At 39.9% G+C, this 23,273-nt stretch carries 21 protein-coding genes and 2 pseudogenes; 12 read left to right on the top strand and 11 right to left on the bottom strand.

What is annotated here, in order from left to right:
• From ribH to AC5YD2_RS05365, 3 genes are all read right to left on the bottom strand, one after another.
• Entirely contained in the window at positions 1-471 is a 471-nt protein-coding gene (gene ribH / locus AC5YD2_RS05375) for a 6,7-dimethyl-8-ribityllumazine synthase (RefSeq protein ID WP_004718750.1), read from the bottom strand.
• 27 nt (positions 472-498) lie between these two features.
• Positions 499-1,617 carry a bifunctional 3,4-dihydroxy-2-butanone-4-phosphate synthase/GTP cyclohydrolase II gene (gene ribBA, locus AC5YD2_RS05370; RefSeq protein ID WP_496125330.1) on the bottom strand — a complete coding sequence of 373 codons (1,119 nt, stop codon included), beginning with the start codon at positions 1,615-1,617 and terminating at the stop codon, positions 499-501.
• A 294-nt stretch (positions 1,618-1,911) separates the two neighbouring features.
• Entirely contained in the window at positions 1,912-3,192 is a 1,281-nt protein-coding gene (locus AC5YD2_RS05365; RefSeq protein WP_496125406.1) for a hypothetical protein, read from the bottom strand.
• A gap of 77 nt (positions 3,193-3,269) precedes the next feature.
• Here AC5YD2_RS05365 and serB point away from each other — a divergent pair, with 77 nt between their 5' ends.
• The 3 genes from serB to AC5YD2_RS05350 all read left to right on the top strand — a co-directional run bounded on the left by serB (position 3,270) and on the right by AC5YD2_RS05350 (position 5,889).
• Positions 3,270-4,490, top strand: coding sequence for a phosphoserine phosphatase SerB (gene serB / locus AC5YD2_RS05360; protein ID WP_496125329.1), 1,221 nt, complete (start codon positions 3,270-3,272; stop codon positions 4,488-4,490).
• 415 nt (positions 4,491-4,905) lie between these two features.
• Positions 4,906-5,220: a ciprofloxacin tolerance protein AciT gene (gene aciT, locus AC5YD2_RS05355; protein ID WP_496125328.1), complete on the top strand. Its 315-nt coding sequence runs from the start codon at positions 4,906-4,908 to the stop codon at positions 5,218-5,220.
• Positions 5,221-5,409: 189 nt separating this feature from the next.
• Positions 5,410-5,889 (top strand): SCP-2 sterol transfer family protein, encoded by a 480-nt coding sequence (locus AC5YD2_RS05350; RefSeq protein ID WP_496125327.1) that lies wholly within the window; start codon positions 5,410-5,412, stop codon positions 5,887-5,889.
• Between the two features lie 91 nt (positions 5,890-5,980).
• Here AC5YD2_RS05350 and dtd read toward each other — a convergent pair whose 3' ends face one another.
• Positions 5,981-6,421: a D-aminoacyl-tRNA deacylase gene (dtd, locus tag AC5YD2_RS05345; RefSeq protein ID WP_496125326.1), complete on the bottom strand. Its 441-nt coding sequence runs from the start codon at positions 6,419-6,421 to the stop codon at positions 5,981-5,983.
• A gap of 233 nt (positions 6,422-6,654) precedes the next feature.
• Here dtd and AC5YD2_RS05340 point away from each other — a divergent pair, with 233 nt between their 5' ends.
• The 3 genes from AC5YD2_RS05340 to AC5YD2_RS05330 all read left to right on the top strand — a co-directional run bounded on the left by AC5YD2_RS05340 (position 6,655) and on the right by AC5YD2_RS05330 (position 9,156).
• Entirely contained in the window at positions 6,655-8,169 is a 1,515-nt protein-coding gene (locus AC5YD2_RS05340; RefSeq protein WP_496125325.1) for a catalase, read from the top strand.
• A gap of 204 nt (positions 8,170-8,373) precedes the next feature.
• Positions 8,374-8,871, top strand: a complete 498-nt coding sequence (locus AC5YD2_RS05335) for an ankyrin repeat domain-containing protein (protein WP_496125324.1) — start codon at positions 8,374-8,376, stop codon at positions 8,869-8,871.
• 105 nt (positions 8,872-8,976) lie between these two features.
• A complete protein-coding gene (locus tag AC5YD2_RS05330; protein ID WP_496125323.1) occupies positions 8,977-9,156 on the top strand; it encodes a ribbon-helix-helix protein in 180 nt (59 codons plus the stop codon).
• A 110-nt stretch (positions 9,157-9,266) separates the two neighbouring features.
• Here the strand turns inward: AC5YD2_RS05330 and AC5YD2_RS05325 are convergent, their stop codons facing one another.
• Complete coding sequence (locus AC5YD2_RS05325) at positions 9,267-9,623, bottom strand: roadblock/LC7 domain-containing protein (RefSeq protein ID WP_496125322.1); 357 nt, start codon at positions 9,621-9,623, stop codon at positions 9,267-9,269.
• Between the two features lie 343 nt (positions 9,624-9,966).
• Between AC5YD2_RS05325 and pncB the strand changes: the two genes are divergently transcribed.
• The 3 genes from pncB to asd all read left to right on the top strand — a co-directional run bounded on the left by pncB (position 9,967) and on the right by asd (position 13,003).
• On the top strand, positions 9,967-11,175 hold the full coding sequence (pncB, locus tag AC5YD2_RS05320; RefSeq protein WP_496125321.1) for a nicotinate phosphoribosyltransferase: 1,209 nt from the start codon (positions 9,967-9,969) through the stop codon (positions 11,173-11,175).
• Positions 11,176-11,297: 122 nt separating this feature from the next.
• A complete protein-coding gene (locus AC5YD2_RS05315; protein WP_496125320.1) occupies positions 11,298-12,155 on the top strand; it encodes a sulfurtransferase in 858 nt (285 codons plus the stop codon).
• Positions 12,155-13,003 carry an archaetidylserine decarboxylase gene (asd, locus tag AC5YD2_RS05310; RefSeq protein WP_496125319.1) on the top strand — a complete coding sequence of 283 codons (849 nt, stop codon included), beginning with the start codon at positions 12,155-12,157 and terminating at the stop codon, positions 13,001-13,003. The genes AC5YD2_RS05315 and asd overlap by 1 nt, the downstream gene beginning before the upstream one ends.
• 131 nt (positions 13,004-13,134) lie before the next feature.
• Here asd and phoR read toward each other — a convergent pair whose 3' ends face one another.
• The 3 genes from phoR to AC5YD2_RS05295 all read right to left on the bottom strand — a co-directional run bounded on the left by phoR (position 13,135) and on the right by AC5YD2_RS05295 (position 16,156).
• Positions 13,135-14,493 carry a phosphate regulon sensor histidine kinase PhoR gene (gene phoR / locus AC5YD2_RS05305; protein WP_496125318.1) on the bottom strand — a complete coding sequence of 453 codons (1,359 nt, stop codon included), beginning with the start codon at positions 14,491-14,493 and terminating at the stop codon, positions 13,135-13,137.
• Positions 14,494-14,517: 24 nt separating this feature from the next.
• Complete coding sequence (phoB, locus tag AC5YD2_RS05300; protein WP_496125317.1) at positions 14,518-15,228, bottom strand: phosphate regulon transcriptional regulator PhoB; 711 nt, start codon at positions 15,226-15,228, stop codon at positions 14,518-14,520.
• A gap of 244 nt (positions 15,229-15,472) precedes the next feature.
• Positions 15,473-16,156 (bottom strand): TetR/AcrR family transcriptional regulator, encoded by a 684-nt coding sequence (locus tag AC5YD2_RS05295; RefSeq protein ID WP_496125316.1) that lies wholly within the window; start codon positions 16,154-16,156, stop codon positions 15,473-15,475.
• Between the two features lie 197 nt (positions 16,157-16,353).
• Here AC5YD2_RS05295 and AC5YD2_RS05290 point away from each other — a divergent pair, with 197 nt between their 5' ends.
• The gene (locus AC5YD2_RS05290) at positions 16,354-17,199 is read left to right on the top strand and encodes an SDR family NAD(P)-dependent oxidoreductase (protein ID WP_496125315.1); all 846 of its coding nucleotides are present in this window, start codon (positions 16,354-16,356) and stop codon (positions 17,197-17,199) included.
• Positions 17,200-17,360: 161 nt separating this feature from the next.
• Here the strand turns inward: AC5YD2_RS05290 and AC5YD2_RS05285 are convergent, their stop codons facing one another.
• Positions 17,361-18,728 (bottom strand): MATE family efflux transporter, encoded by a 1,368-nt coding sequence (locus AC5YD2_RS05285; protein ID WP_496125314.1) that lies wholly within the window; start codon positions 18,726-18,728, stop codon positions 17,361-17,363.
• A 116-nt stretch (positions 18,729-18,844) separates the two neighbouring features.
• Entirely contained in the window at positions 18,845-19,999 is a 1,155-nt protein-coding gene (locus AC5YD2_RS05280; RefSeq protein WP_496125313.1) for a pyridoxal phosphate-dependent aminotransferase, read from the bottom strand.
• Between the two features lie 313 nt (positions 20,000-20,312).
• Here AC5YD2_RS05280 and AC5YD2_RS05275 point away from each other — a divergent pair, with 313 nt between their 5' ends.
• Together AC5YD2_RS05275 and AC5YD2_RS05270 are read left to right on the top strand one after the other, a co-directional pair.
• Entirely contained in the window at positions 20,313-21,110 is a 798-nt protein-coding gene (locus AC5YD2_RS05275) for a tetratricopeptide repeat protein (protein ID WP_496125312.1), read from the top strand.
• A 173-nt stretch (positions 21,111-21,283) separates the two neighbouring features.
• Positions 21,284-22,401, top strand: a pseudogene (locus AC5YD2_RS05270) (Fic family protein).
• Positions 22,402-22,868: 467 nt separating this feature from the next.
• Here the strand turns inward: AC5YD2_RS05270 and AC5YD2_RS05265 are convergent.
• A pseudogene (locus AC5YD2_RS05265) lies at positions 22,869-23,273 on the bottom strand (ISNCY family transposase); the annotation flags it as partial.

Below are 23,273 nucleotides of genomic sequence, written 5' to 3'. Positions count from 1 at the left end.
TTAGATCGCCTTTAGCAAGTTAACCATTTCAATTGCAGTAAGGGCAGCTTCACCACCTTTATTGCCTGCTTTTGTACCAGAGCGTTCAATCGCCTGTTCAATACTATCCGTAGTCAATACACCGTTGATCACAGGTAAGCCAGTGTCTAAACCAACGACACCTAAACCTTTGGCACATTCGCCTGCAACGAAGTCAAAATGTGGTGTGCTACCACGAATCACTGCGCCGAGAGCAATGACAGCATCGAATTTACCAGAAGCTGCTAATTTTTTAGCCACAACTGGAAGTTCCCATGCGCCTGGTGCGTGAACAACAGTGATATTATCGTCGCTAACACCATGACGATGCAACGTATCAATTGCACCTTCTAATAAATGTTCAACAACAAAGCTGTTAAAACGTCCAACTAAAATCGCGTAACGGTCTTCGCTCGCGAGATGTAACAAACCTTCAATACGGCGAATCGCCATAGCAACCTCGATATGTAATAAGAATAATTAAACAGAACTTTGTTCAGCGGTGACATATTCAACCACTTCTAAGTTAAACCCTGATAATGCGTTGAAGCGTAATGGTGAGCTGAGAAGTTTCATTTTCTCTACGCCTAAATCACGCAAAATTTGTGCACCAACACCAATCGTTTGATATTGCTGTGACAATGCTGCGTTTGATTTACTTGGTTTAGGTGTAGTTAGCGCTTCAAGTGCAGGACCCAAATCCGACAAGTGGCGCTGACCAATCCACACCAATACACCGCGTTCGCTATTGGCGATAGTTTTTAGTGCTTTATCTAAATTCCAAGCGGCTTCGCCATCTTGTTTATTCAGTTTAAGCAAATCCCGTGTTGGATTAAAACCATGTACGCGAACGGTGGTTATACCTGCTTTAGGTTCACCTTTCACCAATGCCAAATGAATATCTGGATTCCCCAATTCACGGTAACGGAACAACTCAAATGTGCCGTATTCAGTATCAAGTGTTTGCTGATCAATACGTTCAACCGTTTGCTCATTGGTCATGCGGTAGTGAATCAAATCCGCAATGGTCCCAATTTTCAAACCATGCTTTTCTGCAAAGACTTCAAGATCTGGACGACGCGCCATGGTCCCATCTTCATTGATGATTTCACAAATCACAGAAGCGGGTTCAAGTCCTGCAAGACGAGATAAATCACAGCCTGCTTCGGTATGACCTGCACGATGTAATACACCGCCGGGTTGTGCCATCAATGGAAAAATATGACCGGGCTGAACAATATCTGCAGGTTTTGCATGAGCAGCTACTGCTGTCTGAATGGTATGCGCACGTTCAGCCGGTGAAATACCCGTGGTGATACCATTAGTTGCTTCAATCGAAAGGGTGAAATTTGTCCCATGTTGAGCGCCGTTGGCATCGACCATCAGTGGAAGATTCAACTGTTGGCAACGTTCTTTGCTTAATGTTAGGCAAACTAAGCCACGCGCATGTGTGATCATGAAGTTGATGTCTTCTGGACGAACATGCGTGGCAGCAATGACTAAATCACCTTCATTTTCACGATCTTCATCATCCATCAAGATAACCATTTTTCCTGCACGGATATCTGCTACGAGTTCTTCCACAGTGTTGAGTGACATCAACCTTCACCTTTTTGTTATGTCATTCTGACATTTTGAATAAAATCATTGAGGCATAGTCTAACGCTTTTTGCTTCGTTTTGCCTATGCTAATCACATTCCCTTTGCCTACACTGTTATACACATCTTAGTAGGGTATTGAAAAGTCATAATATTTTGAAATATACGCTGAATTGCTTAATCTATAAGCAAATACTGCACTAAAACTGTTAAATTTTGAGCGGAAATGAAAAAACCAGATTAAGTTAGCACTAAATCTGGTTTTTAAATCACAACAAATGATAACTGTTGAGTTTAGGAAGCTTGGTCTTTCAATTCGGATTCAGCAGAGGGTTGAGACTTACCTTTCAATATTTCTGTTCGGATTTGTTGAGCAAGCTCAGCACAACTTTCACTCATTCCATTAATCATAAATGCATGACGTGTGAGCACGCTGGTTGGATTCGGCATAGGCACCAATTGGTAACATTCTCCAACATGCTTTAATTGTTCATTGTTGAGATACAGTGCCATTTCTTTCGCAATCAAATGATGGGTCAAGCGTTCAGAAGCTTGGAGGGCATCGAGTTGCATTGCCTCAACCCCAGAAGCGACAGAACAACGCGTTTGTAGCACGAAACGCTTGTCTTCACGGTAGCGCTTATATAAAACGTCGGAAAGAAGTTGGAATACTGAACCAATCATCAATAAACACTGAGTAGCGTTATTTTGAGTCGTTGAAACACTGATCACCGCACCCTGACGGTCAAATTCACGACCAATCACAAAGTCTTGCTTATTCAATTGGTAGTGTTTACTACACAGGTCAATACTTTTATTCAGGAAAATTTGGCACAAATTAAAGTAGGGCAAAGCCACTGACTGATTAACGGTGTTGATCAACTGCTTTGGGTCATAAAATTGAATATTCAATGACAATGTATTTTCATCAACAACAAAAGGTTTAGGTGCTTTGATGGGTGTTGGTGCAACGACAACTTGAGCCGCTTGAGCTGTCGCTGTTACAGCATTATTCTTTTCAATTTCTAATGCTTCGGTGAGTAATTGGATTTCATGTTTGAGACGCGCTTCATTGTTTAAGCGAGCAAGATATTCGCTACGAGTCGGGCGTGCAATTGCACGATACGCTAACCACAATAATCCATGCACGAATAATGAAAATAGAATCGCAAGCCACTGCGTACGAAGAATCTCACCAATGCTCGGTTTAACCAGTGTGATTTCGATACTACCGACTTTTTTCTCATTTTGTAGCGCATCACGAACAAAAACTTCACCTTGGCGTGTTTTAGACAGTCCAGCGGTTGCTAAGACTTGATTGCTAGCGCTCAAAATTCGAATATAAGCCACACTTGGATTGGTTGCATAACGATTTGCCAAGAGAGCCAAAGAAACAGTATTCGCAGGCTCAAGCTCAGATAAGCTATCGGCAACCAACTGACTGGTGATCAACTGACCTTGGCTGGCACGGTTTTCGTTTAATTGGTGAGTTGTTGCAATGACCAATAAAAAGGTATGCAAAGCAAAGCTAATAATCAGTAGGCTAGCAAATAGCCCTTGTCTAGGTGCATTCAACGTAAACTTCCAAGGCATTTATATTCGATTTCGATTATGATTCTTACATTAGTTGCAGCTCAGAACCGAGTCAATTCATGCGAGAAATCATTCTTATTTCATTTTTAGGTCCTGACCAACCGAATCAGTTTACTCGATTGATGCAGGTGTTGTCCGTACATTCTTTGCAAATTTTAGATGTAGGACAAGCGGTTATCCATAACCAACTGACGCTTGGTATTGTCGTCGCGTCAGAAGACCAAACAGCAACGGCTTTGGCCATGAAAGACATCCTTATTTTAGCACATGAAATTGGGTTAACTGTGCGTTTCAAACCGATTGCTGCATCAGATTATGATCAATGGGTGAAAGAGGGTGGTCGTACGCGCTATATCGTGACGGCATTGGCACCTGAACTGACAGCATCACATTTGCAAGCCGTGACCAATATCGTATCGAGTCAAGGCTTCAATATTGAAACAGTGACACGTTTATCAGGTCGTCCCACGCTTGAAAATGAAAACACAGCACCAAAACGTGCTTGTGTGGAATTTGGTTTAAAAGGTCAAATGTTGGATGCCGCAGCAATGCGTGCAGCCTGTTTAAAACTTTCAAGTGAATTGAATGTCGATGTCGCGGTTCAAGAAGACAATGCCTATCGTCGTAACCGCCGTCTGGTGTGCTTCGATATGGATTCAACCCTGATTGAGCAAGAAGTGATTGATGAGCTTGCGATTGAAGCAGGGGTGGGTGCACAGGTTGCTGAAATCACCGAACGTGCGATGCAAGGCGAGTTAGATTTTCAGGCAAGCTTTCGTGCCCGCGTTGCATTGCTGAAAGGCATGGATGCATCTGTGCTGCCGAAAATTGCAGAGCGTTTAACGGTGACTGAAGGTGCTGAACGCCTGATTTCGACTTTAAAATCTTTAGGCTATCGTACGGCTATTTTATCGGGTGGCTTCCAATATTTTGCCGAATATTTACAGGCAAAATTGGGTATTGATGAAGTCCATGCCAATGTCCTTGATGTAAAAGATGGCTTGGTGACAGGTGAAGTCAAAGGGCACATTGTCGATGGCGCTCGCAAAGCCTTATTGTTGGGTCAAATAGCCGATGAAATGGGTATTTCGCTTGAACAAGCGATTGCTGTAGGTGATGGTGCAAACGATTTGCCGATGTTGTCTATTGCTGGTTTGGGCGTGGCGTTCCGTGCAAAACCACTCGTGCGTGAGAATGCAAATCAAGCGATTTCAAGTGTAGGTTTAGATGGCGTTCTGTATCTCTTGGGCGTTCATGATAAAGATTTAAATCGCGCATAACGCTTACAATTTGATGACAATTTAAGCGACTTTCCAGTCGCTTTTTTTATGCCTAAATTAATCATTTATATGTACTTTTGTGACATGGTTTGAATAGTTGAAAAATGGATCATCAAGATCGAAAAAAAATGTTTTTGACAAAAAATTACGAGGTATTTTTTTGTAATGACAAGCCAAGAGCGATGTTATTTAGCTTCACAGAAAAATATCAAATTTCAAAAATGTAATGACAAAAGAATGTTGCGACAAGGTGTGTCGTTTACAAAAAGAACAGGTCTTTTTTTATTGGAAAAACTCACCATAATGCAATGCAGAGGCTCGAATAAGATCACTGAGAATAATTGGAGAGCTTTTGAACTTTGTTGCGAAACACCATTGAGCGGTTTTAACACACATCAATCTGACGGAGGTTTTTATGGTCACTGCAACGTTTGCAACGATAATTGGATTTAGTCTAATTGCTGTAGCACTAGCGACTGTTTTCTTTTCCCCTTACCGTCACTGGTTAGGCTTTATGCTGGCGGGCATGGCATTTTGGGGCGTATTAGAAGCGATTCGCTTTGGTGTACAAAATGTCTTTGATATGTCGGTGGCATATAGTTACCTCACTGCAATCAGTCTAGCAATGCTTGGTCTGACTGCGTTTTTATTGCGTGAAGATAATCGTGCTCAAAAAGCATTGCAAAATCGTCAATATATTGAACATACACCCGTTTATGAAGATGAGTAACGATTGGAGTCATGTTCATCATTGATTCAATGAAATTATCCGTCTAAGGTTGAGTATTTAAGGGTATATCTGTGTGATATCCCTTTTTTTTGTCGATATTTTTGTTAAATAAAGCATAATCGTATTTACAATAAGATATGTTAGGATGAACTCAACCTATTTTAAATTAAAACAACAGGCTTAAATGTCATGAAACTTTCTTCAATTCCAGTCGTGAAACTTCCGATTGTTGATGCTAGTACTGATCCACTCGATTTGCTCGTTTTAGGTCTGGCACTGCGTATGAAGCAACTTGCTCGTACCAGTCCTAAATTTATTGAACTGATTCATGACCGCCAATTCCGTATTCAAATTGGAACGGATTTAGAGGTTGCACGTCAAATTATCGTGAATCACGGTCAAATTGATACAGTGTCTGGAAGTGTAGAAAAAGCGGATTTCATTTTGCAATTTGCGGATAGCGAGCAAGGCGTAAAAACGCTGATGAAAGGTGATCCAACTGCTTTTATGACGGGTATGCAAAATGGCACGATCAAAATGGAAGGCGACTTCAGCTTATTGGTCTGGTTTAATCAAGCTGCAAAATTGATCCCACCGAAGATTCCAAAGCCAGTAAAAGAAAAATTCAAGCTAGCACGTGCATTCTTGAAAGAAAAAACAGGTCGTTAATCGATTGAGTTTTGAATAATTGACTAAAAAGCCCTGATGAGGGCTTTTTTTATGGCTGTAATGTCTAGATTAGAAGCGAAATCTTAAATGATTATTCAATTTCTAAATTAAAGGTCACAGGTCCATCATTAACCAAATGTACTTTCATATCAGCAGCAAATATACCCGTTTGTACATGTTCAAACTGTGATTGAGCGTATTTAACCAATTGTTCATAGAGGTCTTTTGCAGCGCTCGGTGGCATCGCTGGACCAAAATCAGGACGTAACCCTTTTTGAGTTTGTGCCATGAGGGTAAATTGAGAGACCAATAAAATGCCGCCCCCAGCTTGGCTCACATTCCAGCCCATTTTGCCTTGTTCATCATCAAAAAAGCGATATTTAAGGATTTTATCAATCAGCTTTTTGCCTTTTTCAAGGTTATCTTCTTTCCCCAAACCTAAAAAAACCACTATGCCTTTTTCAATTTCACCAGTCGTTTCACCATCAACCACTACTTTTGCTTCAAGAACTCGCTGTAACAATGCGCGCATGTATCAACCATATATGATGTTTTTAAATTCATTTAAATTGTATCAAATTCAGTAAAATAATTTGACAATTGATTGAGGATTGATATTTAACTTATTAATAAATAAAGAATTTAGCTTAACTAAATACTGTTATCCAACAAAGCGATTATAGTAATAAAAATTAACCTTTTTACCAATCTGAATTTAAAAGGTAGTTTACGCGGGCAGGAAAGGTCAATTTAAGAGAGAAGACGATGTTTAAGCGTTCATTATTGGTTGCAATGCTCGCAACAGCGACAGCAGCATCAGCTGCACCATTAACAAAAGATAACGGTGCACCAGTCGGTGACAATCAAAACTCAATCACTGCAGGTCCAAATGGTTCTGTATTGCTACAAGATGTTCAGTTGATCCAAAAATTACAACGTTTCGGTCGTGAGCGTATTCCTGAGCGTGTAGTTCATGCGCGTGGTACAGGTGCCTATGGTGAGTTCGTAACAACTAAAGATTTATCTGATCTTACTGTTGCGTCTATGTTCAAAGCCGGTACTAAAACTCCAGTATTCTTACGTTTTTCAACGGTAATTCACGGTAAACATTCTCCAGAAACTTTACGTGACCCGCATGGTTTCGCGATTAAGTTCTATACACAAGAAGGCAACTGGGATTTAGTCGGTAACCAAACACCAGTATTCTTTATCCGTGATGCGATCAAGTTCCCAGATTTCATCCATGCGATGAAGCCAAGCCCAATTGACAACGTTCAAGATGCGAATCGCGTATTTGATTTCTTGTCTAGCCAACCCTGGGCAACCAACATGTTGACTTATGTGTATGGTAACCAAGGTGTTCCAACCAGCTACCGTGAACAAGACGGTTTTGGTGTACACGCATTCAAGTTTTACAACGATAAAGGCGAATATAAATACGTTAAATTTAACTTCCGCTCTAAACAAGGTGTAAAAGGTCTTAACGTTAAAGAAGCTGCTGAGCAACAAGGTAAGGACTTCAACCACTTAACCAATGATCTTTACAAAAACATCAATGCGGGTAACTTCCCTAAATGGGATCTTTATGTCCAAGTGATTGATCCAAAAGATCTAAACAACTTCGACTTCGACCCGCTTGATCCAACTAAAATCTGGCCTACAGATTTAGTGAAAGAAACTAAAGTGGGTACTTTGACGCTGAACCGTATGCCGAAAAACTTCTTCCAAGAAACGGAACAAGTGGCGATGGCTCCAGGTAACTTAGTACCAGGGATCGAGCCATCAGAAGACCGTCTATTACAAGGTCGTATCTTCTCTTACTCTGATACACAAATGTACCGTTTGGGTGCCAACCACCAACAAATCCCAGTGAATCGTCCAGTTGTTGATGTAAATAACAACAACCAAGATGGTTACATGAACGTTGGCGGTACATCATCGAATGTGAACTACGAACCAAGCCGTATGGAGCCAAAACCAGCAACGGCGAAAGCGCGCGCGGTAGAAACGCCACTTTCTGGCACAGTTCAACAACGTGCTGTGAAAGAGCAAAACTTCAAGCAAGCGGGTGAGCTTTACCGTTCATACACTGCGAAAGAGAAAGATGATTTAATCATGAACTTGGCGGCTGATCTTGGTAATGTGAAAGATTCAGAAACGAAGCACATCATGTTGTCTTACTTCTATAAAGCAGATGCTGACTACGGTACACGCATGACTAAAGCAGTCAATGGCAACATTGCGACTGTGAAAGCAAAAGCAGCTCAGTTAAAAGATTAATTCTTTTAGATGACCTCTTTATGATCAATTACGATTGATCAGCTGAGTGGGTGACTAGGGCAACAAGGGGTCACCTCAACAAAATTCCTGTAAAACTCAATTCCTTTCCTGCAACCCTCGGGGAGTTTTACAGGCGTTGATTTAAAGTACTGAGACATGCATTGCAAAATGCGTGGATGATGTCGATTTTTGTTGGAGTTCATCATGAAAATTATGCCTCACATGGTTTTAGCAAGCTTCTTGATTTTTGGTTGTGCGTTCGCAATGGCAGACCAAGTTCAGACTGTTTCCCCTGCAAAAACAGTGGCAAATGATCAGATGGCTTCACAACAGGAATTGATTGATCTGTTTATGGCCGCGGCGAAAACAGGAAATCAAGAAGTAATCGAAGAGTTTTTAAAACACGGATTTCCAGTAGATGTCAAAAATCGGACAGGTTATACCGCGCTTATGATGGCGGCTTATTATGGTCATCAAGATACCGTAACCACCTTACTCAAATATGGTGCAGATCGTTGTGCACGTGATGCCAAAGGAAATACTGCAATCATGGGTGCAATGTTTAAATTAGAGTGGGGTATCGTGAAACAACTACGCAAAGCAGACTGTGATGTTCAGGCGAAACAGACAGGACAGAAAACGACTGAGCAGTTTGCAGAAGTCATTGGGCAGTCAGAAAAATTAAAAAAACTTATTGATTAAGCAAACGTTTATCAATAATTGGTTTAAATTTTAAAAAAGCATTGAAAAAAAATCATGCTAATTCTATTATCATTTTATGATAATAGAATTAGCAATGGAATTGGCATGGAAAATAAAGTTGCACGCCTGACTGTTTTGATTGACCCAATCAAAAAACGTGCTTTTGAACAGCTTTGTGAACGTCAAGATTTGAAACCTTCACAGGTGGTTCGTCAATTGATTCGTGAATATTTGCAACAACATAATGTTGACTATGCAACTAAAATCAAAAACTCAAATGAATAAACTTATCAATTTATAAGACCTGTAATACGTTACAGGTTTTTTATATTTCAATATAAAAAAACTGCTATAGGTCAATATAGCAGTTTTGATTTAATTTTGAACAATCAAAATTAAGCGAAATCTAATTCTTGTTCAAAACTTTTCAACTCATGACGAGCCATCGCTAGATTCGATTTTTTACGATCAAGTACCAAGTACAAGAATAGTTCTGGGTTACGATCTAATGGACGTAAAAGATGATATTGTTTACCTAAAGTAATTAAAATATCTTCAACATTATCATTTAATTTCAATGCATTAGCTGTTTTTGTTTTCGCGCGAATAACTTCTGTGTTACCTGCTGCAGCTAACTCTAGATCAATTCCCTCACCCTTCGTTGCCAATGCAAGGCCGCTTGAACTGTCAACAAGTGCTGCTGCTACAAAACCGTCGATTGATTGAAGTGCTTCTAAAGTGATTTTAGCCATGTGTCTAACCCCGTGGATACATAAATAATTTGTCCATTTATTTTGCTTTTTATTGCAAAAAAATTTAAACATCCTGTTCATATTATGTTAATAAAAAAATAACTAAATTTCAATAGAATAATATAAAAAAATATTTAATTATCATAAAGTTATAATATTATTATCATATTTAAGGTGAGCTAAATAGAGAGTTTAATAATACATTAAAAATATAAAAAAATTCACGTATATGAGAAAATAGACAAGAATCATTAAAAACGTGATAAAAAAGAATTAACCGAGAATATATTTACCCGCGTAAAATATTCTTATTCTTCACGGAAGATCATTTTATGAGTAGATCATGCAACCCCTAATCCAATCACTCTTAGATACAGACCTGTACAAATTTACAATGTTGCAGGTGGTATTACACAAGTTTCCTCAAACTGACAGTGTCTACCAATTTCGTTGCCGCAATTTAGAAGATACAGCTTATCCTTTGGTCGATATTTTAGACGATCTGAATGAGCAACTTGACTATCTGTGCCAGTTAAAATTTAAAGCGGATGAATTGGAGTATCTCAGAAGTTTACGTTTTATTAAAAGTGACTTTGTTGATTATCTAGAACTATTTCAACTGAAACGTCGCTTTATTAAAGCCAGTATTGATGATCAAGGTCGTTTGGATATCCGCATCGAAGGGCCAATGGTTCAAGCCATGATGTTTGAAATTTTTGTGCTTGCGATCGTCAATGAGCTGTATTTCAGTCGCATCAGTAGTGATGAGGTGATGGCTGAAGGTGAGCGCCGTTTATTGGCAAAAGTTGAGTTGCTGAAAAGATATCAAGCTGAACAGAATCCAAATGATCCACCATTTTTGGTATCAGACTTTGGCACACGTCGTCGTTATAGTTTTGCTTGGCAAAAACACGTTGTTGAAGAATTTAATAAAGCTGCGCCAGATATTTTCCGTGGGACCAGTAATGTACTGCTCGCTAAAGACTTGGGCATTACACCGATTGGTACAATGGCACACGAATTCCTACAAGCATTCCAAGCCTTAGATGTACGACTACGTGATTTCCAAAAGTCTGCGCTTGAGACATGGGTACAAGAATACCGTGGAGATTTAGGGATAGCTTTAACCGACGTGGTGGGAATGGATGCGTTCTTACGTGACTTCGATTTGTACTTTGCCAAACTATTTGATGGTCTACGTCATGACAGTGGCGACCCGTATGAATGGGGTGACAAAGCTTATGCGCATTACAAGAAATTGAAAATAGACTCTAAAACCAAAATGCTGACCTTTAGTGATGGTTTGAATTTAGAGAAAGCATGGGCACTCCACAATTACTTCAAAGATCGTTTCCAAGTCAGTTTTGGTATCGGCACTAATTTAACCAATGATATGGGTCAAACAGCACTAAATATTGTCTTGAAGTTGGTGGAATGTAATGGTCAGTCTGTTGCTAAACTTTCAGACAGCCCAGGTAAAACCATGACGGACAATGACACTTTCTTGGCTTATTTGCGTCAGGTGTTTGAAATTCAAGAACCTGCTGCATAATCTTTGAAGTCATCTCTATGCTATATCTGATTTTTTGCTAAATGCATGCAAAAAATCAGAATAATAGTGAAAAAATCTTGTGCTAAGATCGATTCTACTCAGAGCAAAATAATTCAATAATTATGTCTAATTTCCAGTCAAATTCCCCATTTAATTTAGGTTTGCTCATTGAAGCAGAAGAATTGGTTCCTCATTTAGGTCATGAAAAACTACGCATCGTCGATTTAACTCGGGCATCGGTCTATGAGCAACTACATATTCCGCATGCGATTCATGTATTACCTAAGCAATTGGTTCGGCAGGAAGAATTGGCTTCAGGATTATTGCCAGATGAAGCGGGTTTGAAAGCGCTGGTGGAGTATTTAAATATTTCACCTGATCATCATGTGGTGGCTTATGACGATGAAGGCGGAGCATGGGCAGGGCGCTTGATTTGGAATTTGCATTGTATCGGATTTCATAATACCAGTTTGCTCAACGGTGGCATCCACGCATGGCTGGGTGAGAATTTGCCGACTTCATCAGATGAAGAAACATTTGAAAGAGTGGCATCATTATTTCCAATTCACATCCAAAATATTGAACCACCACGTATAGAATATAGTGAACTGCTCAGTAAAGTGAATCAGAGTGATGTGCAAATTTGGGACTGTAGAACGGCTGAAGAGTATACAGGGCAACGCTTAGCAGCACGCAGAGGAGGACATATTCCCTCTGCACGACATTTTGAATGGAGTACTGCCCTAAACCGTCAAAATCATTTAAAATTGCATCCCCTAGAACGCACTCAACAACGTTTAGAACAATTGGGCTTTAAATTCGACCAGCCTGTGGTGGTGTATTGTCAATCGCATCATCGTTCAGGACTTGCATATATTATTGGTCGACTACTCGGTTGGGATATCCAAGCTTATGATGGTGCGTGGAGCGAATGGGGCAACCGCCTCGATAGTCCAATCATTACTGGAGAATCACCTTAGTGAGTCTGACAAATTTAAAGAAAAAAATATTCATTAAAGCGCAAAGCATTGTTCCGCAACAAAAGCTTAGTCGTGTGGTGGGTAAGGTTGCAGCCAGTGAAAATCCGATTTTAAAAAATATTGTGATTCAAGCATTCAAAAAGCAATATGGCATTGATATGTCGATTGCTGCGCAAAGTAATGCACTTAAATTCAAATCATTTAATGAGTTTTTTACCCGTTCGTTAAAAGAAGGCGTGCGCACAGTAGATAATAATCCCAATAGCATCGTATCTCCTGCGGATGGTGCTATTTCTCAATTGGGTAAAATTAATGAAGGCGATATTTTCCAAGCTAAGGGACAGTCATTTTCGGTAGATAAACTGATTGGTGATCCTCAGCTGGCTGCTCCATTTAAAGAGGGTGAGTTCGCGACGGTTTATTTGTCCCCGAAAGACTATCACCGTGTGCATATGCCATTTGCGGGGACATTGACTGAAACTTTGTATATTCCAGGCGAATTGTTCTCTGTGAATCAAACGACTGCTGAGAACATCCCAGGTTTGTTCGCACGTAATGAGCGTATGGTCTGCCTATTTGATACTGAACTGGGACGTATGGCAGTGGTTCTGGTTGGCGCGATGATCGTGGCTGGCATTGAAACGGTGGCGACCGGTAAAGTGAAACCGACAGGTCGTTTAGAGTTAAATCATCATGAGATGAAGCTTGAAAAAGGTGATGAACTCGGGCGTTTTTATTTAGGTTCGACCGCTGTGATTTTATTTGAACAGGATAAAATTAAATGGGATGAAGCATTTAAACCCAATTCAGTGGTCGTGATGGGTGAGGCTTTAGGTCAAACCATCTAAGAATATTAAACTCTGTTGTTTATAATGCGAACAATGCATGTAGAATTGAAAAAAGCGCCGATAGGCGCTTTTTTTAGGTGACGAATCAGTGTTTGAGTTCATCAGGCTTTGTTTAATTTCAATGGTGATCATCATTGCATACGATATAAACGTTCTTTCGGGAACACTGCGATAAAGGTCGAACCTTCATTTTCCTTAGAGATGATATCGATATACGCACCGTGTTGCATGAGGACATGTTTCACAATCGCAAGACCTAAACCTGTGCCACCGGTCGCACGACTACGCGCACTATCGACCCGATAAAAACGTTCAGTCAAACGGGGTAAATGTTTCGGGTCAATCCCGATACCTGTATCTTGAACTGAGAAATAGCCATTTTCACCATCATCATGCCAACCAATGGTGATCGTACCACCTTTAGGGGTGTATTTAATCGCATTGGTGATCAAGTTGCTAAAGGCACTTGCCAGCTCCATCTCTGAACCAATCAGGTCGCAATGACTATCAATATCTAAATTCAATGTATGCCCATAATCAATGTTATAAGCCTGAGCATCATCAAATAAATGATTCATTAGACTAGGCATTTCAATGATTTGATTCTTGGCGATTTGCTTTTCATTCTCTAAACGAGAGAGCAATAACAAATCATTCACCAAGGCATTCATACGTCGAGTCTGTGATTGCATCTGATCAAAGGCACGTTTCCATCTTGGATTGATGTCTTCTTGGTCAGTAAAGGTCTCAATATATCCACTGAGCACGGTCAGTGGTGTACGTAATTCATGAGAAATATTATCGACAAAATCGGAACGCATTTGTTCCAGATTACGCATGCGTGTGATGTCATGTGCCACCAATAAACGGCTTTGTTGACCAAAAAGGGTTAATTTAATTTGAGCATACTTATTATCGTCATGCGCTAATTTAACTTTAATACCATCTGGTGCATGATCGATATTATTAAAATATTCAACAAAATCAGGTTGGCGAATAATTGAGAGGAGATTGCGCCCTCGATCCGTGGGCTGAATACCAAAAAGATATTCTGCTGCTGGGTTCCACCATTCAATTTGTTGAGCATCATCAGTCAAAATAATGGCTTCAGACAAAGCAACCAGTGAGGATTGTGTGCGGTCAATGAGCCCGACCATTTCAGATTGAACGATACGTTCTTGGCGTTGAGCACGATAGACATTGAACAGCAATGCACCCCAAATCCCATTGAGATTCGGTGGTACATCATAGGGACGATTCGCGATCCAATCATTGACCAAAATGAGGGAACGAAGCTGTAAACCAAAAAAGGCAGCGAAGGCAAGCCCAATACAGATCCAAAAATAGCCTATTCCTAAGCCAACAAATCCACCAATAACGATAAAAAACACCAACAAGCGAAGATCTTGTTTAGCGAATGTCCATAAACTACTGTAGCGAAATTTCTGATGATCTTTCGCTAAAGTGGGGACGGGATAGGGTTCGTACATAAAATTTGATTAACCTAGTGAACACTAGCCTATTGCGACATCTGCTCGAGTAGAAAAACGATAACCTGTACCACGAACAGTTTGTACATAACGGTCTGCGCCATAAGGTTCTAAAACCTTACGTAAGCGACGAATGTGAACATCAATGGTACGATCTTCAATATATACGTTGCCACCCCATACTTGGTCAAGTAATTGTGCTCGTGTATAGGCACGTTCAGGATGCGTCATGAAGAAAGCCAACAGACGATATTCTGTTGGACCCATTTCTAAAATGTTCTGATTAAAGCTGACACGTTGGCTGACTGGATCTAAAATGAGCCCATTCGCATCAATGGTCTTTTCACCGCTCAATGCGTTGGCACGACGTAACACTGCTTTAATACGTGAAACCAATTCACGAGTTGAAAACGGTTTGGTCATGTAGTCATCTGCACCAGCATCAAGACCTTGAACTTTATGATCTTCTTCACCACGCGCGGTGAGCATGATCACCGGGATCTCAGAGAGCGATTCATCGCGCTTTAAGCGACGGCACAGATCAACACCGCTCACACCACCGGGAAGCATCCAATCCAGGAGTACTAAGGAAGGGCGTTGATCAACGATCATCTGATGCGCTTGTTTGGCATCTTCAGCTTCTAAACATTGGAAGCCTGCCATATCTAAAGATGTATGGATCATTTCACGAATGGGAAGTTCATCATCGACGATTAAAATGTAGTCATCTTTCACAACGCAATATCCTTAAGTGAACGGTCTGACCGTTAATATTTATGACAGGCTTATTACAAAGATTAATTATGACAGTATCATTGCAAAACAGGTCATCAAGGTCGATTTAGCAATGTTTTGTGACAAAAATATAAAAATACGATCCAAATTGATCATATATATGTCATAAATATTACATTTTTAAAGCAATGAGTTAAAAATATATCTATGAATTTATTATGGTTAATTGACACGCTTTTATTTTTTAATGAGAGAGTTCTTGAATTAAAGCAGTGAAAACAACCCGACATGCTTTAACGACCTCTTCACGTGGTGACTTAAATCCACTCATGACCCAACGCACAGCAATTTGGGTGACATAACCATTTAACCCTGTTGCGATGAGTGAGATCTCTTTTTCGTTTAAGCTGATATGCGGCATCATCAAGGTCACAAATGCATGAATCATGCGATCAAAGCGCGCCATCGTCTCTTGAATGGTGGCATGATTATGTAGTTCTTGAACCAACATGGCATCGATATAAATGATGCGAGCCGTGCGTGGATCATCTTCTAGCATGGCAAAAAAACCATTTAAACCCGCGTCAATCATACGTATAGGGTCAGGTGAACCTTGCATGACGGATTGCATTAAGGTTTGCTGCATTTTCTCAATGAGTTGTAAGAAAATCGTTTGAAAGAGGTTTTCACTTTTCTTAAAGGATTCGTAAAAATAACGTTCTGTGAGTTTGGCTTCGTTGCAAATATCTTTTACAGTGACTGAAAAAAATCCATGTGTCCCATACGCTTCAATACCTGCTTCGATGAGTTTTTCACGTCGAGCTTGCTTACGTTCAGTCAGTGACATGCCCTTAAATTGACGTTCTTTCACCACTTTTTTTTCTGGGATTGATTCTGCTGTCGCAGACTTTTCTGAATATTCAGTCATAAAAATAATGATCTAGTAGAGTCGTAGTTTTAGGCATCTTAACAATTAATATTCGCTAAGCCTATGTGGTCAATATGCACATTTTATCAATATAAATGACCTTGAGTGATATTGACAATATTTATTGTCAAATTTATAGTGATTTTTGAGCGGCACACGAACATGAAGTTGTGCAGAAAAATGAATAAGGAAACACAATGAAAAATTTTAAAAATAAAGTGGCTGCGATTACAGGTGCGGGTTCGGGTATGGGACAGCAACTGGCAATTTTACTGGCAAAGGCTGGATGTCATCTTTCAATCAGTGATGTCAATGAAAAAGGCTTGGCTGAAACCGTTGAATTGGTTAAGCCGTATAATGTCCGTGTGACCTCTAAAAAAGTAAATGTCGCAAACCGTGAAGAAGTCAAAGCTTGGGCTGAGGATACTGTGCAAAATCATGGCTCAGTGAACATGATCTTTAACAATGCTGGTGTGGCATTGGGTTCGACTGTCGAAGGTGCGAGCTATGAAGACTATGAATGGATCATGGGGATTAACTACTGGGGCGTTGTGTACGGCACCAAAGAATTCCTTCCCTACCTGAAAAAAACAGGTGAGGGTCATATCATCAATACGTCTAGTCTTTTCGGTTTAACTTCACAGCCAACCCAGTCTGCGTATAACTCCTCTAAGTTTGCAGTGCGTGGTTTCACCGAGTCATTACGCCAAGAACTCGATATTGAAAACTGTGGTGTGAGTGCGCTGTGTGTTCACCCAGGCGGTATCCGTACCAATATTGCCAATGATGCACGTATGAATGACAGCCTCAAATCTTTAGGCATGAATCCGGATAAATCAGCGAAAGCATTTAATAAATTATTGCGTATGCCTGCTGAAGATGCTTCACAACAAATTTTGGATGCGGTACTGAAAAATAAACGCCGTTTACTGATTGGTAATGATGCGAAAGCGATTGATTTGATGCAACGTGTGTTGCCTACGGGTTACCAAAAAATAACTGCGTTTGCGACCAAGCTGAGCAAGCGTTTAGAGCCAAAATAATCAGTTGTCTTCCCATAAAAAAACCGCTTTAGCGCGGTTTTTTTTATATGAGATGACGTACTAGATGAATTCAAGCGTTGAATATTTTCTGCATTTATTGGCTTAATTTATTCTTGCATTGAGAACGTGTTTTTCTAAAAGATCGCCAGAGTATGAAAATCCTAGATCAATACCTCAACGGTTCTCTTCTTCCACACAAACTGATAATACAGCCCTTGCATGATGCATAAGCAAACAAAGGCGAGGGCATAACCATACCAAATGCCTTCCAAGCCCCACCAAGAGCTAAATACATAAGCAGCAGGCAGTTCGATTGCTAAAATAGCGATAATGTTAATGATCATGGGCATGGTCACTGTACCGCTTGCACGCATGATCGAAGCAAAAATGGCACTTGCACCAAAGAATAAAATTGACCATAACACGATAAACAGAAGTTGTTGCCCTAAGACAACAACTGCGGGGTCGGTAATGAAAAGAGCCATCAAATATTTTGAGAACAGATAAGCTAAAGTGACTAAGCTCCCTGTGATCACGATATTCATACCTAGAGAAATACGAGTTACTTTTGCTAAGGAATCTGCTTTACCTGCACCAATGGCTTGGGCTGCAAAAATCGAAGCAGCAATCGCAATAGAGAGTGCAGGGAACTGAATATAGTTCAGTACCTGATTGACTGCTCCATAAGCAGCAGTGGCCTCTGAACCATAACGATTGACGAGACCCACGATAACTAAACCCGCCACCGAGGTAGTGATCATTTGAACACCTGTCGGTACACCTAGCTTGAGGATTTTGCCACTCATCTCAGGATCATATTTAATATATTTGCACATCGCGCCATCGATTTTGAGTGGGTGGTCTTTCTTCTTTAAATAAAAATATAGAAAAATGAGTACTGCCGAATATCCGATGGTTGTGGCAATTGCAGGTCCAATGATGCCTAAACTTGGAAATCCAAAATGACCTGCAATCAATACAGGAGTAATAAAAAGCCCCAGTAAACTGGTCATTCCAAGCGCAATTAAAGGGGTAATACTGTCACCCACACCTCGAAGGATTGAGGTGTAAATAATATAGATAAACAGTAATGGACTTCCTGCGAGCATCCATTGGACGTAAGGCAGAGATAAATGCATTACTGAAGGATCAGTACCCAGAGCTATCAAAAGAGGTCGTGCTGAAAGAACCCCCAAGAATGCAATGACCGTTCCACCAATCGCAGTCATAAACAGGGTAGAGCCGACCACTTGGCGGACTTTTTCAACGTTTTGTGCCCCCCAAGCCTGACCGACCAGTACTGTTGAACCTGCGGAGAGACCGATCACAAATGCCATCAGGCAAAACAAAATCGGGAAAAATACAGACACAGCGGCAATGGCATCGACACCCATCATTTGACCGACAAATACGGTGTTAATGGTGCCAGATAAATTCTGTAAAATATTGGTCGCAATTAGCGGTAGCAAAAAGACCAAAAAAACACGCCAAAAATTCGGGTCGTCAATTGGACTGAGACGTGCACTCATCTTATTTTATTATCCATCATTTTTATTCAACATTACTGATTGCACAATAGCATAGCTACAGTGAAATCCACCTGATATTTAAAAACAATCAGGCGAATTGCTACAGGAAAATAAAACTACACTGCTGAAAGAATTTGACCTGCTTGAATAAGCGTTTCATCTTTTTTGGCAAAGCAAAGTCGAATCATATGTAAGTCTTGAGGCGCTTGTTGGTAAAATACCGAGACAGGAATCGCGACAATTTTATGTTGTTCAGCCAAATACTGGCACATCTCTACATCATTTAAATCTGGGCGAATGGCGCTGTAGTCCAGATTTTGAAAATATGTGCCTTGTGATGGTTGAAATTTGAATCGTGATGAGGTGATTTGTGAATTAAACAGATCACGTTTGGCTTGATAGAAGGCTGAAAGCTCTTGGATATGTTCAGGATAGTCCTGCATAAAATTTGACAAAGCCCACTGAATAGGCGTGACACCACAAAAATTGGCAAATTGATAAATCTGTCGAAATACCGTTGTTAAAGCGGGTGCTGCAATACAATACCCCGTTTTCCAACCTGTGACGTGAAAGGTCTTGCCAAAAGAACCAATCACGAAACTACGTTCTCTCAGCTCTGGAAATGACAGCGCTGAATAATGTTGTTGTCCATCGAAAATCAAATGTTCATAGACTTCATCTGAGAGCACGATAATATTTTTATCACGGATCAATTCAATTAAATTGAGCCAATCTGACTTTGTCCAAATGGCACCCGTTGGATTGTGTGGTGTGTTCACAATCACCATACGAGTCCGATCAGTAATGCTGTCTTTGATTTGATTCCAATCCACGCTGAAATCCGGTGCTTGCAATGGAATGTGTACGGGCTTGGCACCAACCAATTTTACGCTTGGTGCATAGCTGTCATAACTGGGATCAAAAATAATCACTTCATCGCTAGCTTGTACCACGGCTTGAATGGCTGAAAAGATCCCAATGGTTGCCCCTGGGGTGATGGTGATTTCGGTGATAGGATCGAATTGACGTTGATCTCGCTGTAAAAACTGTTGAGCCAATTGTTCACGTAGTGCTAATAAACCATCCCCCGGTGCGTATTGATTCAATCCCTCCAGTGTTGCTTTGCTCAGCGCCTCAAGTAAAGCTTGTGGAGCAGGGAAGTCGGGGAAACCTTGTGATAGGTTCAACGCGTTTAACTTTTGTGCTAGTGCTGACATCACACTGAATATTGTCACGCCTTGACTCGGGAGTTTGGATTGAATGCTGATCATGATCCGTCTAATTTTTATGAAGTACTGAGAAAAATTGTAGCAGGTGATTGAAACATGAGGAACAGAGAAATATTTGTTGATGATTTCTCGTTAGTCTCTCTGAAATTCTTTTTTACATTTAATTTATTTAAGCTTTATCAGTGTAGTCACTAAAATTTCCTTATATATTATCAGTTATATAAGGTTTAATCAGACTTAGCATAAGAGATTTTATGTTAAGTGAAAGTTTGAAAATTAAATCGTGATTAATTATCCAACTGTAAATATTTTAGTTAAAATAACTTGTATTCTTATTTTATAATAATCTTATCTCATGAATTATAAACATAATATTTTTTTATCCTTAATACTGTTCTTCTCAATTAGCTCAACATTTGCTCAAGTTGAGGAGTTTCACAAAATAATAAAATCTGCAATTCAAGGGAATGCATCTGCGCAAAATAATCTTGGTTTGATGTATGACGAAGGTCGTGGAGTAACTCAGAATGATACTAAAGCTGTTGAGTGGTATAGCAAGGCAGCAACTCAAGGATATGCTCCTGCCCAAAATAATCTTGCCATAATGTATTCCGACGGTCTTGGAATAGCTCAGAATGATACTAAAGCTGTTGAATGGTATATCAAGGCAGCAAGCCAAGGGCATGCATCTGCGCAATATAACCTTGGCGTGATGTACTCCAAAGGGCGTGGAGTAAAACAGAATGATACTAACGCTGTTGAGTGGTATAGCAAGGCAGCAACCCAAGGCGATTCAAATGCGCAATATAACCTTGCGAATATGTATTTTAAAGGTCGTGGAGTCACTCAAAATGATACTAAAGCCATTGAATGGTATAGTAAGGCAGCGCATCAAGGGCATGCATCTGCGCAAAATAATCTTGGTTGGATGTATGACAAAGGTCATGGGGTGACTCAAAGTGATACTAAAGCTTTTGAATGGTATAGCAAGGCAGCAGTCCAAGGGAATTCATCTGCGCAATATAACCTTGGCGTGATGTACTCCAAAGGGCAGGGAATAACTAAAAATATTAAACTTGCAAAAGAGTGGCTTTTGAAAGCAGCAAATAATGGAAATGGTCAAGCTAAGTTAAGGCTTGCTGGACTTAAGTAATTACTAAGAATTTTTGAAATTAACATAATACACCTTATGCGAAATTCGACTGTTAGTCCCCAAATAGAAATGTCCTAGATAAATGAGCTAATTAATTACTCTATTCGGCTCACAATTTGAGCCGAATAAGTGCTATATTCAATTCATCTGAAATTTTAGATGAGCGATTGAAAATGCAGGAATGGATCTGGCAAGCTGAAAACTGGACAAATTTTACATGGCTAGATTCAATTATCTTGCCTAAAAGCAGACAAATACATAAAAAATAGGGATTCTTCTCGGGCAAAGTCAGCATGATTTAGCAAAAGAAAAGTTTACCCTAGATACTCTACTTGCAAATCTTGTTGCTTCATCTGCAATTGAAAACGAAACGATCAATGTTTTTTCATTGCGATCATCTCTAGCTCAACGTTTAGGTGTCACACTTGAACAGCCTTATCCAAGCTCAGATCGATCAGAAGGTTTAGCCAATATCATGCTAGATGCGCTGAACGATGTTAAGCAACCACTGACTTTCGAGCGTCTCATGCAATGGCATCGTTGGCTTTTCAATGACCCAGATTGGACAATGCAACGTTTACGCATCGGTCAACTTCGGGGATCAGAGCCTATGCAGGTCGTTTCAGGTCGATTGGATTACCCTAAAGTACATTTTGAAGTACCGCCAAGAGAAGGCTTAGAAGAACGCTTAAATACCTTCATAGCGTGGTTTAATCAGAGTCTGAATGATTCATTGCTTGATCCTGTATTACGTGCAGGCATTACCCATTTATGGTTTGTTACATTACATCCTTTTGATGATGGTAATGGACGTATTACACGCACACTTACAGACCTTGCTTTAGCTCAAATGGACGAACAGAGCATCCGTTTGTACGCAATGTCTACTGCGATATTGAATAAACGTAAAAATTACTACGAGATATTAGAACAGACTCAAAAAAATGATTCTGATATCACAGATTGGCTAGTTTGGTTTTTAGATACATTGAATGATAGCCTTGAAAAAACCTTAGTACAGATCAATCGCACATTATTTAAAAGTCAGTTTTGGCATAAATATTCAAATGTAGCCCTGAGTGAAGAACAACGCAAAGTCCTAAATCGTTTATTAGACGGTGGGGAAAATGGCTTTGAACATGGTATTAGCGCATCACAATATCAAAAAGTTGCTAAAACAAGTAAGTCGACAGCTACTCGTCATTTATCTGACTTGCTTGAGAAAAAATGTATAGTCAAATTGGAAGGTGGTGGACGTAATACACGCTATCAGATCAATACTCAGTTATAGAGATTTAAGCCATAAAAGAGCCCGACATCCTGTCGGGCTTCTGTTTAAAATAAAATCAGATATAACGTTGAAAATAATTGAAGCCTATCCCCCATGATTCTCATATTTCTTGCTGTTGATTTTTGGCCAGTAATACTCTTTGTTTCCCTTGTCTTAGTTGGGATTAGCTCTGCTTTTAAAAAACATCGTATAGGCCAATACTTACTATATTTTTTCTTGTGTATATTCATAATTCTCTTAGTATCAATATTATATATCCACTCAGTTTTGGCTGATATATAACCAATGTTATTGGCGAGATATGTCAGATTCGATCAAAAAGAAACCGACATGTTTCCAAGTCGGCTTTTTGGGGTGTTTTTGAATTATGTAAAATGTTTAAGTAATTGTTTTTAAATAATTAATATGAGTTATGTTATTCACCAATTAAAATGTCTATGCGATAAACCATTTAAAATGTCCTGTTTTTAACGACAAGAGTCAAGCACAGGATTCAACTTTCTTTGTTCAATACCGGCTTTCTGAGCTTTACGACTTGGCATACTTTTGTTTGTTCTTGAACGTTTATTCTGTTTTTCCAATGCTTCATGCTGCTGTTGAATATGCGCTAGAACTGAACCTAAACGTTTATTTTCAACAATCTCATTTTGCTGTAGCCCAGCCAATTTATTGAAGATGCTGTAGTTGAGCTTTCGTCCTTGATGCATGAGGGCCACAGTCCCATCCGGATACTCTAGAAATGAAATATATTGCCCAACTAATTTCTGGTTTAATTCAGTCGGTTCAAGCATATAAATACATTTGTCATAGGTCAGGGTTAGATTCTTGGTGACCTTACGCGGTTCCTGCCAGGTAAAAATATCATCCAGTTC

The sequence above is a fragment of the Acinetobacter sp. CY73 genome (assembly GCF_059515865.1).
The sequence above is the reverse complement of the archived record's forward strand: the minus strand, read 5'-3'. Positions and strand labels throughout refer to the sequence as shown.

Excerpts from the sequence above, each read along its gene's own strand:
- ribH (WP_004718750.1), bottom strand. The coding sequence starts at position 471 with ATGGCGATTCGCCGTATTGAAGGTTTGTTACATCTCGCGAGCGAAGAC.
- ribBA (WP_496125330.1), bottom strand. The coding sequence starts at position 1,617 with ATGTCACTCAACACTGTGGAAGAACTCGTAGCAGATATCCGTGCAGGA.
- serB (WP_496125329.1), top strand. The coding sequence starts at position 3,270 with ATGCGAGAAATCATTCTTATTTCATTTTTAGGTCCTGACCAACCGAAT.
- aciT (WP_496125328.1), top strand. The coding sequence starts at position 4,906 with ATGGTCACTGCAACGTTTGCAACGATAATTGGATTTAGTCTAATTGCT.
- AC5YD2_RS05350 (WP_496125327.1), top strand. The coding sequence starts at position 5,410 with ATGAAACTTTCTTCAATTCCAGTCGTGAAACTTCCGATTGTTGATGCT.
- dtd (WP_496125326.1), bottom strand. The coding sequence starts at position 6,421 with ATGCGCGCATTGTTACAGCGAGTTCTTGAAGCAAAAGTAGTGGTTGAT.
- AC5YD2_RS05340 (WP_496125325.1), top strand. The coding sequence starts at position 6,655 with ATGTTTAAGCGTTCATTATTGGTTGCAATGCTCGCAACAGCGACAGCA.
- AC5YD2_RS05335 (WP_496125324.1), top strand. The coding sequence starts at position 8,374 with ATGAAAATTATGCCTCACATGGTTTTAGCAAGCTTCTTGATTTTTGGT.
- AC5YD2_RS05330 (WP_496125323.1), top strand. The coding sequence starts at position 8,977 with ATGGAAAATAAAGTTGCACGCCTGACTGTTTTGATTGACCCAATCAAA.
- AC5YD2_RS05325 (WP_496125322.1), bottom strand. The coding sequence starts at position 9,623 with ATGGCTAAAATCACTTTAGAAGCACTTCAATCAATCGACGGTTTTGTA.
- pncB (WP_496125321.1), top strand. The coding sequence starts at position 9,967 with ATGCAACCCCTAATCCAATCACTCTTAGATACAGACCTGTACAAATTT.
- AC5YD2_RS05315 (WP_496125320.1), top strand. The coding sequence starts at position 11,298 with ATGTCTAATTTCCAGTCAAATTCCCCATTTAATTTAGGTTTGCTCATT.
- phoR (WP_496125318.1), bottom strand. The coding sequence starts at position 14,493 with ATGTACGAACCCTATCCCGTCCCCACTTTAGCGAAAGATCATCAGAAA.
- AC5YD2_RS05295 (WP_496125316.1), bottom strand. The coding sequence starts at position 16,156 with ATGACTGAATATTCAGAAAAGTCTGCGACAGCAGAATCAATCCCAGAA.
- AC5YD2_RS05290 (WP_496125315.1), top strand. The coding sequence starts at position 16,354 with ATGAAAAATTTTAAAAATAAAGTGGCTGCGATTACAGGTGCGGGTTCG.
- AC5YD2_RS05285 (WP_496125314.1), bottom strand. The coding sequence starts at position 18,728 with ATGAGTGCACGTCTCAGTCCAATTGACGACCCGAATTTTTGGCGTGTT.
- AC5YD2_RS05280 (WP_496125313.1), bottom strand. The coding sequence starts at position 19,999 with ATGATCAGCATTCAATCCAAACTCCCGAGTCAAGGCGTGACAATATTC.
- AC5YD2_RS05275 (WP_496125312.1), top strand. The coding sequence starts at position 20,313 with ATGAATTATAAACATAATATTTTTTTATCCTTAATACTGTTCTTCTCA.